The sequence below is a fragment of the Ruminococcus sp. AF37-20 genome (assembly GCF_003460465.1).
In the GTDB taxonomy this organism is placed as follows: Bacteria; Bacillota; Clostridia; order Oscillospirales; family Ruminococcaceae; genus Hominimerdicola; species Hominimerdicola aceti.
Genome location: NZ_QTVE01000001.1, coordinates 208524 through 220244, shown reverse-complemented (window position 1 = coordinate 220244; position 11721 = coordinate 208524). Strand labels below are relative to the sequence as shown.

The following is an 11721-nucleotide window of genomic DNA, read 5'->3' as shown; positions in this document are numbered from 1 at the left end:
TAAAAATAACAGGAGGCAAAATCATGAAACTTGTCTATGCTATCGTAAACAGCGATGATACCTACGCTGTAAATAAAGGACTTCTGAAAGCCGGCATAAGAGCCACAAAGCTTTCTTCAACAGGCGGTTTTCTTATGTCAGGAAACACCACTTTTCTTATCTGCTGCCCTGATGAGCAGGTAGATCTTGTTATAGAGGTCTGCAAAAAGTATTCAAAGAAAAGAAAGCAGTTCGTTCCGTCATCAACTATCATGGAGCCTGACGGTGCGGCTTCATATCCTGTTGAGGTGGCTATCGGCGGCGCAACTATTTTCGTTACTGATATTGAGCGTTTCGAAAAAGTCTGAATGACGGGATAGATTTTTCAGAAAGGGTCTGAGAGCTTGATAATATACGGAAACAGCGAGCCTCGCAGGCTCGTATCTGAGATGATAAAAAAGAAACGAGAGCCGCACTCCATAATGATACACGGAGAAAAGGGGCTTGGGAAAAAGACCCTTGCACGGTGGATAGCGGCGGCACTCTTGTGCGAACGTCAGACAGGCAAGCCTTGCGGCATTTGCAGGACCTGCAGAATGATAGCCGACGGGGTTCACCCTGACGTTATGGTGGCAAAGGCAAACAGCAACGGCAACTATATCGTTGACGATTCTATCAGACCTATAGTTGCGGAAGCTCCCGTTGCACCGAACGAGGCAAGAATGAAAGTATACATAATCCCTGACCTTGACTTGTCGGTGAACACTGTTATTCAGGTGCAGAACATTCTGCTTAAAGTCATTGAAGAACCGCCTGAGCATACTGCTATAATACTTACGGCGAGGAGCAAGGAAATTTTTCTACCTACCATAATCTCACGAGTGCTTTCCCTTGGCATGACCTCTGTCACGGAGGCGGAGAGCATGGAGTGTTTGCAGGAGAAATATCCTGCCGTTGTCCCTGCGCTCATAAGCGAAGCTGTTTCAGCAGGGCGTGGAAATATCGGCAGATGTGTCGAGTATCTTGAACACTCCCAGTTTTTTGACAGCGTGAAGCTTGCAAGAGGTCTGTGCGACGCAATGTGCGGCGGAAACGAATATGACGTTTTGAAAACGCTATTTGTGGCAGACGGCAAAAAAACGTTGCTGAGAGAGGGGCTGAGCCTTTTTCAGGAGATACTCCGTGACAGTGCGGCATTCCGGCTCGGGGGAGAAAGCGAAAAGTCTGTGAGCTGTGCGAAAGAGGGTGCAAAGACGCTCAGCAGAAGCCTTTCCTCAGATCAGGCGGTCAGGCTTTACGATATAGTTTCTGACTACATAGGCAGGATAGACGCAAACTGCAACATAAGCCTGACTATAAACAGTCTGGCAGGACAGATATATTCTGTCACAGGAAAGTAGCTGACGGCAAAGCCGTGATATATATTTGAAAGGAAAAAGAGATGTTAAAAATAATCGGAGTACGCTTTAAAAGCGTTGGCAAGATATACTACTTCGACCCAAAAGACTATGACGTGAAAATGGGCGACAAAGTTATCGTTGAGACCGCAAGGGGCGTTGAATGTGGTGAAGTTGCGCTTGTGGACAGGGAAATAGACGAAACAAGATTCACAAACCCCGTAAAAGGCATTATAAGGCTTGCCACCCCTAACGATATGAAAACTATCGAAAAAAACAGACAAAAAGAAAAGGACGCTTTCAAGATATGCGAGCAGAAGATAGCCGCTCACAAGCTGAAAATGAATCTTATCGACGTTGAATGTACTTTTGACAACAACAAGCTTCTTTTCTATTTCACCGCCGAGAGCAGAGTTGACTTCCGTGAGCTTGTAAAAGACCTTGCTGCGGTATTCAGGACGAGGATAGAGCTTCGTCAGATAGGCGTTCGTGACGAGGCAAAAATGCTTGGTGGTCTTGGCATCTGCGGACAGCCTTTCTGCTGTTCAAGATTTTTGGGAGAGTTCCAGCCTGTTTCTATTAAAATGGCTAAGGAGCAGGGCTTGTCACTTAACCCTACGAAGATCTCAGGCACTTGCGGAAGACTTATGTGCTGTCTGAAATACGAGCAGGACAGCTATGAGGATCTTCTCAAGCACACGCCAAAGGTGGGCGCTATCGTAAGAACGGGTGACGGAAAGGGCGTTGTTGAGGAAGTAAATCTGCTCACAGGCAAGCTGAGAGTTAAAATGGATAAGAACGACAATGTTGTTGTTGTGAAGAAAGACGATATTGAGGTAATAAAGGATTCTGTTATAAGGCTCGACCGTGACGAGATAAAGGCTCTCAAGGGGCTTGAGGGCAAGTAATTTCAGCGCTTTGCACGAGCGATCACCGAAACATAAACGGGTTGTCGGGGGCGCCAGCCCTTACACAAAATCGGCACAGCATTTATATATATCAGCAAATCGTCAGATAAATATGCAGAAAGGAACGTCCATATGGCAAAGGTGAAAACTTCGTATGTGTGCAGTCAGTGCGGATATGAAACTTCAAAATGGAACGGCAAATGCCCTAACTGCGGCGAATGGAACACCTTTGAGGAGGTCGAGCTTGCGGTCAGGGCGGGCGGTGCAAAGTCTAAGCCCACGACTGTCAGGGACATTTCAGACAAGATAGTTGGCATAGGCGGTGTTGACGCAAGCTACAACGAGATACGTTATGCAACGGGGCTGAAAGAGCTTGACAGAGTGCTTGGAGGAGGGCTTGTAAAAGGCTCTCTGGTGCTTCTGGGCGGTGAACCGGGCATAGGAAAATCCACAATGCTTTTGCAGATATGTCAGTATTTAGGACAAGACCACACCATACTTTATGTATCGGGAGAGGAGTCTGTACGGCAGATAAAGCTTCGTGCAAACAGGCTTCATGTTGATTCTGAAAATCTGTATCTTCTTGCAGACAATGACTGCGAGCAGATATGCTCCGTGATAGTAAAAGAAAAGCCTGAGATAGTCATAATCGACTCTATCCAGACCATGAACATAAGCGGAATATCCTCTGCACAGGGTTCTGTGACGCAGGTAAGAGAATGCACAAATATGTTCATGCGGACGGCAAAGTCGGAAGAGATACCAATGTTCATAGTAGGTCACGTCAACAAGGACGGTGCTATCGCAGGGCCAAAGGTCATGGAACACATCGTTGACTGCGTGCTGTATTTTGAGGGTCAACGAAATCTCACCTACAGGATACTGCGAGCCATAAAAAACCGTTTTGGCTCAACGAATGAGATAGGTATGTTTGAAATGGCTGACAGCGGTCTGCTGGAAGTTGAAAATCCCTCTATGATGTTTTTGGAGGGCAGACCGACAGACGCTTCGGGAACTTGCGTTGCCTGCATAATGGAAGGTACAAGGCCTGTTATGGCGGAAGTTCAGGCACTGGTATGCAAGAGCGTGCTTGCCTCCCCAAGACGTACTGCCACGGGCTTTGACTACTACAGAATGGCGATAATAATAGCTGTGCTTGAAAAGCGGCTTGGCTATTTTTTCGGTGGGCTGGACGTTTATATCAACATTGTAGGCGGATTAAAGCTTGATGACACTGCGGCTGACCTATCGGTGGCGTTGGCGCTTTATTCAGGGCTGACGGACAAGGTTATAAGCGATAAGCTTATCGCCCTTGGTGAGATAGGCTTAGGCGGAGAGCTTAGGAGCATTTCCCACTGTGAACAGCGCCTTGCGGAGTGCGAACGAATGGGCTTTGAAACTTGTATCGTTCCTGCACATTCGCTGAAAAGCGTTGACACAAGCAAGTTTTCAATGAAAATAATCGGTGTGCGCTCAATAAGAGAGGCGTTCAAAGCTATAGGCTGATAAGCTAATACGAACAACACAAAACGGACGGAAGACCAAATCTTCCGCCCGTTATTTTTCTGTCTTATGTAGAAGCCGCACGCTCTCCCATAATATCGCTTCTGAGAAGCCCATAGATATTGAAGTCTGTGTAGATGTTCACAAACTTTTCCTGACGCTTTGTTCCCTCACAGGTAAAGCCGCATTTTTCCATTACTCTGTTTGAAGCAACGTTCACCGTCATGACCTCGGCTTCAAGCCTTTGCACGCCTGTTTCCTCAAAGCAAAATCTGATCACACGCCTGAGAGCCTCGGTGACAAAGCCCATGTTCTGATACGCCGCCGAGATACGATAACCTATCATTGCCTGTCTGTCATTCTCGATATTGAAGAGATTTACCTCCCCTGCCAACCTATGATTTTTCTTTAGCTCTATCCCCCAGCTTATATGATCCTTTTTGCCGTTGTTAAGAGTGCGTCCGAAAAAAAGCGACGGCTCTCTTTCCTGCCTTGTCATATTTCTGCCCCAATATTTGTAAAGATTCTCGTCAGCCATATAGGTTTTCATATCCTCTGCGTCAGTAGCGGTCTTCGCCCTGAGTATGAGCCTTTCTGTTTCCAGCACAGGAAAATGAGAAAAATAATAGTCAATATCCTGCAAAATAAACACTCTCCCCTGCTTATATAATAAAAATTCCCAAGTCTACTAAAATTATAACATAAAATCTAGCAAAAATCAAGCGTTTTTAAGCGAAATACACAAAAAAGCAGAAAACGCCCCGAATCAAATTCGGGACGCCCTCTGTTCTATAATCTGGAGAATTAGAAATCAACTTCTGTATCGTAGTAGCAGCACTTGAGGAGCTTTTCCATTTCTTCCTGTGAAGGCTGACGTGGGTTAGAACCTGTGCAAGCGTCTGCGATAGCGTTCTTAGCGATCTCAGGGAGTCTTTCAAGGAATACGTTCTCAGGAACGAAGCCCTCCTCACATGGATAGCTGTCTGTACCATAGTTCTTGATGCAGTGAGGAATGTTGAGCTTGTCATTCATGCCTCTTACATACTCGATGAGGAGCTTTACCTTCTCGTCATCGTTTGAACCGCCAAGGTGCATATAATCAGCGATAACGCCATATCTCTTCTTAGCTGTTTCGTCCTTAGCATTGAATGCGATTACCTTTGGCAGATACATTGCATTAGCTGCACCATGGATAATGTGTGCGCCATAGTCAGCGAAAGCTGCGCCTGTCTTATGAGCCATTGAGTGAACGATACCAAGCAGAGCGTTTGAGAATGCCATACCTGCAAGACACTGAGCGTCGTGCATTCTATCTCTTGCGCCCATATCGCCGTTGTAAGAATCAACGAGATCCTTCTGGATCATTTCGATAGCGTGGATAGCAAGTGGATCTGTATATGCACAGTTTGCTGTTGAAACATAAGCTTCGATAGCGTGTGTCAGAGCGTCCATACCTGTATGAGCTGTCAGCTTCTGTGGCATTGTTTCAGCAAGGTCAGGATCAACGATAGCTACATCCGGTGTGATCTCAAAGTCAGCGATAGGATACTTGATACCCTTGTCATAGTCTGTGATGATAGAGAATGCTGTTACCTCAGTAGCTGTACCTGATGTTGAAGAAATTGCGCAGAAGTGTGCTTTCTTTCTCAGCTCAGGGATACCGAATACCTTACACATATCTTCAAATGTGCAGTCAGGATACTCATACTTGATCCACATAGCCTTTGCAGCGTCGATAGGTGAGCCGCCGCCCATTGCTACGATCCAATCAGGCTCAAATTCGAGCATGACCTTTGCACCGTTCATAACTGTTGTTACAGAAGGGTCTGGCTCTACGCCCTCAAGAAGCTTAACTTCCATTCCAGCCTCTTTCAGATAAGCTTCTGCCTTCTGGAGAAAACCGTTTCTCTTCATTGAGCCGCCGCCGACTACGATGATAGCTTTCTTACCTTTCAGTGTTTTCAGGTTCTCCAATGCTCCCTTGCCGTGATAAAGGTCTCTTGGTAATGTAAATCTCATTTCTAATTCCTCCTATATGTAATGTAATAATGTGTTCAAAGAGGTTTGTGTAAATCTCACACAAATTTTCTCTTTGCTTGGTTTTAATTATACAAAATGTCAATGAACTATTCTAACATAATCTATGAATATTCTATTAATTATTAACTTTTACATAGCATATATAAGTATGTGCATATAGCTAAATGTACATATGAATGTGTAAAACAGGTGAAAAAAATATCACAATTACATGAAAAATCACGATTTTGTTTGCACTATATGGAATTTCGCAGTGCTTATTTTGTTTTCTTTTGTTAATAAATTATACATTTGTGAGTGCGAAGATATTCCTGTTTATGAAGATAAAAAAATTCATAAAAAATTTGCTTAAGCTATGGAAATATGCGAAAAAATGTGATATAATATACTGGTATTGTATTGTATCCTCCCAAGATGGAGGAATAATAACAAGGAGGAAATTTAATATGAAAACAAAGGTCAACACAAAATCATTGGTGATACTGGGATTGATGACAGCTCTCACAATGATCTTCTCGTTCACTCCTATCGGTTCTATACCTATCGGACCGCTGGTAATTACTCTCAACGTAATTCCTATTGCCATAGCGGCTGTAACGGTAGGCCCTGTGGGAAGTGCAGTCATTGGAGGAGTTTTCGGACTGCTCAGCTTTTTGCAGTGTTTCGGAATTGGCGTGCCAAGCGGAATGGGTGCAGCACTTGTAGCGATCGATCCGGTCCTGGCTTTCGTTCAGCGATTTGTACCAAGACTTCTTGACGGCATTATCGTAGGATTTATTGCCAAAGGCATGAGCAAGGTAACAAGCAATTATGTTTCATATGCTGTTACGGGCTTTTGCACTGCATTTCTGAACACTGCGTTCTTTATGAGTGCGCTTGTTTTGCTTTTCGGCAACACCGATTATGTAAAAGAGCTTATGGGCGGAAAGAATATCATAGTATTCATCTGCACCTTTGTAGGCATAAACGCTCTGGTCGAAATGGCTGTATGTACATTTGTTACAGGTACAGTGGGTGCTGCACTTTATAAGGCAAGGTTCATACCCAGCAAAAACAAAGCGCAGGCATAAATTCACCGAAAGGATAACATACAAATGGTTTTAGCGGTCGATATAGGAAACACTAACATAGTAATGGGCTGTTTTGAAAGCGACAGGATACTTTTTGTTGAAAGACTTTCTACAAATCAGCAGTCCACGGCACTTGAATATGCCATAATGCTCAAGAACATTCTTGAGATACATTCTATAGATATGTCAGATTTCAGGGGCGGCATAATCTCATCGGTCGTGCCGTCTGTTACCCTCACGATGAAAGAGGCAATGGAGAGGCTTATCAAAAAGCGCATCATGGTGGTAGGGCCCGGAATAAAGACGGGACTTAAGATAAATCTCGACAATCCTGCACAGCTTGGAAGCGACAGAGTTGCAGACGCAGTTGCGGCGATAAACCTCTACCCTGTGCCTATCATAATGATAGATATGGGCACTGCTACTACCATATCAGTAATAGACAAGGAAAAGAATTTCATAGGCGGAATGATAATACCGGGACTCAGAACTTCCCTCGACTCGCTTTCGGGCAAAGCTTCACAGCTTCCTTTCATCAGCCTTGTACCGCCTAAAAAGGTCATAGGCACTAATACTATCGACTGTATGAAGAGCGGTATAATCCACAGCAACGCCGCAAGCATTGACGGCGTTATCGAGAGGATAGAAAACGAGCTTGGTGAGAAATGCACTGTGGTTTCCACAGGCGGTGTGGCAAAGATAATAGTTCCTTACTGCAAGCGTGACATCGTCATTGACGATGAGCTTCTGCTCAAAGGGCTTATGATAATCTACAATAAAAACAAACAATAATTTAAAATACAATACACAAAGCGTCGGGTAGTTTATCCGACGCTTTTTCATGTCGCTTTTTATATCCATAATAGACAAACAAACAGGCTTTAAACAGTTGCAAATGCCAAAAATCATGCGTTTCTATTGCTTTCACAGCTTTGTTATGGTACAATCATATGTGCAAAGTAAAACGTTTACATAAAACAGAAAGCAGGAAATATATGAACGCAAGAAAAATATTATGCCTTATGGCCGCAGTGCTTATGCTGTCAGGCTGTTCAAAGGGTGTGGACGGTTCACAGGCTTCATCAAAAGCGGCTGAAAGCTCCGACAAAGCGGACAGCAGTATTTCAGACTATGATAATACCACCACCGAGCCTGAAACAGACAAGCCTGAGTTTGACCTCAATGACAGCGTGATAGGCTTTTCGCAGGAAAGCGGCTTTTATGACAGCGGTTTCAGCCTTGAGCTTACCGCAAACGAGGGTGAGAAGATATACTACACTACTGACGGCACAGACCCTAGGACCTCTGCCACGAGAGAAGAATACACTGCCCCTATAGAGATAAAAGACAGGAGCAATGACCCTAATGTGGTTTCAGCCGTGCCGACAGAAATGATATCAGGAAATTTCAATGAGTTCAGCTTTGGCGAGGGGGATTTCTGGTGCAACAAAAAAGCACCTTCTGACAATGCGGTGGACAAATGCACTGTCATAAGAGCGTCAAGCGAAAAAAGCGACGGAAGCGTTTCAAAAAGCTTCTCAGGCAGCTTTTACATAGGAAGTGCAGAGGAGCATATAAAAGGACTTAAAGAAAGCTGTGAAGCGGCTGGGCATGACCTTGCGGTAATGAACATCACAATGGACTACGCTGACCTTTTCGACAGCAAGATCGGCATTTACGTCAAGGGAGATATTTTCAACAAAGCACTGGAGGACTATAAAGCCAGCGGAGAAAGCATAGAAAACGAAACTGCAAGACAGCTTGACGCAAACTACAAACAGCGTGGCAAGGAATGGGAACGTGACTGTCACATCGAGCTTAACGAGATTTCAGCCGAGGGAAATGTGACGAACGCTTTGTCACAGGATTGCGGCATAAGGATACAGGGAAACTATTCACGCTCCGACTTGCAAAAGGGATTCAGGCTTTACGCCAGAAAGAAATATGGTGAAAAGAAGTTTAACTATGAGGTCTTTGAGGGGCTGAAAAACGCATCTGATGAAACTATCGACAGCTTTAAGACGCTAACTCTCCGTGCAGGTGGAAATTGCGCTTTTACAGCAAAATTCAATGACACCTATTGGCAGAGTCTTATGACAGAGCTTGACGGCTCAACAAAGGCTTCACGTCCATGCGTTGTTTATCTGAATGGCGAATACTGGGGACTTTATGTGCTGGAGGAAGACTATTCCGACAATTATTTTGAAAGCCACTACAGTGTGAACAAAGACGATGTGGTGGTCTACAAAGGCGACGCAGAAACCTATCAGAGCGGCTACAAGCTTGACGAGGGCAAGCTTCCGGAGGGAGAAAAAGACGAGGGATATTTCTTCAAGGAGCTTACAGATTTCTTCGCTTCTCACAAAGACTTATCCGCACAGGCAGATTATGAGGAGTTCTCAAAGCTTGTTGACACGGACAGCGTGAGAGATTATTTCCTTGCAGAGGTCTGGATAAACAACAAGTGGGATTGGCCGGGCAAAAACTGGTCAATGTGGAAGGTACAGAACACAGACAGTTCCAACGAATATGCAGACGGCAAATGGCGTTTCATGTTCTATGACGTTGAGTTTGGTGGAGTGAGCGGCGAGGGCGACGCATGGACGAACACCATGAAAGAGGATAACTACAAGCCAAAGGGACTGCTTGACACGGACACGAAAAATCCTGCGGTTCTGAGTTTTGCTTATCTTATGTCAAACGAAGATTTCAGGAACGATTTCAATGACAGGCTTTTAAAGATGTCTGAGGGTACGTTTGAAAAAGAAAAGGCGCTTGAAAGGCTCGCAGAATTTGAGAGCATATATTCCCCTCTTTATGAGCAGTTCTTTGCAAGATACCCGGAAACAGGCTCGGCTGAAGAAGCGCTTCATGGAGGATATGCTTCTTCAGACTGCATAAGAGCGTTCATTAACAAGCGTGATAAGTCTATCCAAAGTATTGTGGACTGGACTAATTCGCAGTTCTGATATTTCACAAACCAAAACGGCAGAACAGCTTGATGCTGAACTGCCGTTTTTATATTGCTTAGTTTATGCCGCAGGAGCGTATGTGAATGTTATTTCGAGGGTGTTTATCTTTCCTGCATAGTCAAGTATTGTTGGAGAAGCTTTTGAAAGGTCACCGCCTGCTATCCTTGCGTCCTCAGGCGGTGTGGATACCCACTGATTTACAAGGTTCACTCTTGTGCAAAGCTGGTCGTCAGATGTGGTGTAGCCCTCCGCTGTGGTTTCAACAGCTTCACCGTTTATCTTTATCTCGTCAATAGTTGCGATATAGCCCGGATAAAGCTTTTCACCGTTTGCGATACCCAGAGCCGAGAATGCAATGCCGTTGGCGTTGTTTGATGTCATATCAAGGCTTACTGTGTAAGTTCCCTCACCGTCTATAACTGCGTTTTCTGCGATAACTCCGTCGCTCTTTGAAGCCGGGTCATACTCGTCACCAACGCTGTAGCATACGGAAAAATCTGCACTCTGATACATTATCCATGCCACCGCTGTGTTCTCGTCAGCCTGCGGTGCGGTATCATCTGTTAGCTTTTCAGGTGCGGCTGCAAGAGTTTCATCAAGCTTCTTTACAGCAGCGGCTCTTTCCTCCTCCACTGTCATCGAAGACTGGTTATCACGGCGTCTTTCATCAAATATCTTTGCCACAGTTTCATCACGCATTTTAAGCTCTGAACGGGAGAAGAAATCACTGCAATCCCAAAGGAATGGTGCAAAGCCGTAGGCGTCGCAGTTATCGAGAAGGTTGTTAATAAACTTGTCAGTGCCTTTCTTTACGTCACCGCCGTTTGTAAGCACTGCATATTCGCCTATTATTATGCCGTAGCCCTGCTCGGAATACTTTGTCATGTTCTTGAAAAGTCTGTTCTGCTCCTCATAGTCTGACTTTGTTCCCCAGTCTGAGCGACCCTTTGTTCCGCAATAATCCCATGGAGTATAGTAATGAACAGAAAGCAGAAGCTTATCCTTTGCGGTGTCTGTTGGCATCTGGAACTTGTCTGAGCAGGTCATTGTTATATCGGTATTGTAGCCTGCGATAAGAAGAAAACGCTGTTCGTTGTTTCCGCCTGTTGCACGAACAGTGTCAACAAAGGTCTGATTTATCTTGTTGGCCATTTCATAGCACTCGGCTTTTGAAAGCGAGCCTGAGTTTTTGCACACGTCTGTGTCATTGAGTCTGTCACCAAGCTCTTCGTTTGCACCCTCAAATATAAGTCTGTCGGAGTATTTTTTATATCTGTTCGCTATCTGCGTCCACATGGACTTATACATTTCAAACGCCTTGTTAACGTCGCTCTGCTCGGAAGAACCGAACATTCCCCACCAGCTTCCGTCCCAGTGGTCGTTTATGATAACATACATATCATTATCCAAAGCGTAGTTTATTATCTTCTCCACTCTGTCGAGATAGGCTTCATTTATGGTGTAATCGCCTTTTTCATACTCCATTGCGTTTGTCCATGCCACAGGCACACGGAGAGAGTCAAAACCGCTTGCTTTCATGCCCTTTATCATTTCTTCCGTTGTGACAGGCTGACCCCAGAGAGTTTCAAAGCTTTCAGGGTCGGTGTCGGCAGAATAGCTTTTATGACCGTATGCCTCCATTGTGTTGCCGAGGTTTGTGCCGTTGCCCAGAAGTCTTGCAAGCTCGGTTGCAGTAAGGTCTTTGTTTATGCTTCCGTCATCAGAGGTCTTTGCACCCTTCTCTGCCTTTGATGAGCTGTCGCTTCCCTTTCCACAGCCTGCAAGCAGTGCAGTACAGCCCATGACCGCCGCGATAAGAAGCGAGATAGCTTTGATAGTTCTCATATTATTC

The 11721-nt window shown here is 44.9% G+C and carries 10 protein-coding genes; 7 read left to right on the top strand and 3 right to left on the bottom strand.

Translation table 11 applies throughout. The annotated features are described in order from the left end of the window. Nucleotides 1-23: 23 nt before the first annotated feature. From DW015_RS00990 to radA, 4 genes are all read left to right on the top strand, one after another. Nucleotides 24-347: a cyclic-di-AMP receptor gene (locus DW015_RS00990; protein WP_022287895.1), complete on the top strand. Its 324-nt coding sequence runs from the start codon at nt 24-26 to the stop codon at nt 345-347. 36 nt (nt 348-383) lie between these two features. Further along, nucleotides 384-1379: a hypothetical protein gene (locus tag DW015_RS00985; protein WP_242993190.1), complete on the top strand. Its 996-nt coding sequence runs from the start codon at nt 384-386 to the stop codon at nt 1377-1379. 41 nt (nt 1380-1420) lie between these two features. After that, entirely contained in the window at nt 1421-2284 is an 864-nt protein-coding gene (locus DW015_RS00980; RefSeq protein ID WP_117903542.1) for a stage 0 sporulation family protein, read from the top strand. 132 nt (nt 2285-2416) lie between these two features. Then, on the top strand, nt 2417-3790 hold the full coding sequence (gene radA / locus DW015_RS00975) for a DNA repair protein RadA (protein ID WP_046440208.1): 1374 nt from the start codon (nt 2417-2419) through the stop codon (nt 3788-3790). A 64-nt stretch (nt 3791-3854) separates the two neighbouring features. On the opposite strand, the gene DW015_RS00970 is transcribed toward radA, so the two are convergent. Beyond that, entirely contained in the window at nt 3855-4430 is a 576-nt protein-coding gene (locus DW015_RS00970; RefSeq protein ID WP_117903540.1) for a GNAT family protein, read from the bottom strand. A 161-nt stretch (nt 4431-4591) separates the two neighbouring features. Then, nucleotides 4592-5806 carry an iron-containing alcohol dehydrogenase gene (locus tag DW015_RS00965; protein WP_117903538.1) on the bottom strand — a complete coding sequence of 405 codons (1215 nt, stop codon included), beginning with the start codon at nt 5804-5806 and terminating at the stop codon, nt 4592-4594. A gap of 467 nt (nt 5807-6273) precedes the next feature. On the opposite strand from DW015_RS00965, the gene DW015_RS00960 reads away from it, so the two are divergent. The 3 genes from DW015_RS00960 to DW015_RS00950 all read left to right on the top strand — a co-directional run bounded on the left by DW015_RS00960 (nt 6274) and on the right by DW015_RS00950 (nt 9866). Continuing rightward, a complete protein-coding gene (locus DW015_RS00960; RefSeq protein WP_117903536.1) occupies nt 6274-6897 on the top strand; it encodes an ECF transporter S component in 624 nt (207 codons plus the stop codon). Between the two features lie 24 nt (nt 6898-6921). Next, nucleotides 6922-7689 carry a type III pantothenate kinase gene (locus DW015_RS00955; RefSeq protein ID WP_022287902.1) on the top strand — a complete coding sequence of 256 codons (768 nt, stop codon included), beginning with the start codon at nt 6922-6924 and terminating at the stop codon, nt 7687-7689. 203 nt (nt 7690-7892) lie between these two features. Then, nucleotides 7893-9866 carry a CotH kinase family protein gene (locus tag DW015_RS00950; protein WP_181979809.1) on the top strand — a complete coding sequence of 658 codons (1974 nt, stop codon included), beginning with the start codon at nt 7893-7895 and terminating at the stop codon, nt 9864-9866. 63 nt (nt 9867-9929) lie between these two features. On the opposite strand, the gene DW015_RS00945 is transcribed toward DW015_RS00950, so the two are convergent. Next, nucleotides 9930-11714 (bottom strand): glycoside hydrolase family 5 protein, encoded by a 1785-nt coding sequence (locus tag DW015_RS00945; protein WP_117903533.1) that lies wholly within the window; start codon nt 11712-11714, stop codon nt 9930-9932. Between the last annotated feature and the right edge of the window lie 7 nt (nt 11715-11721).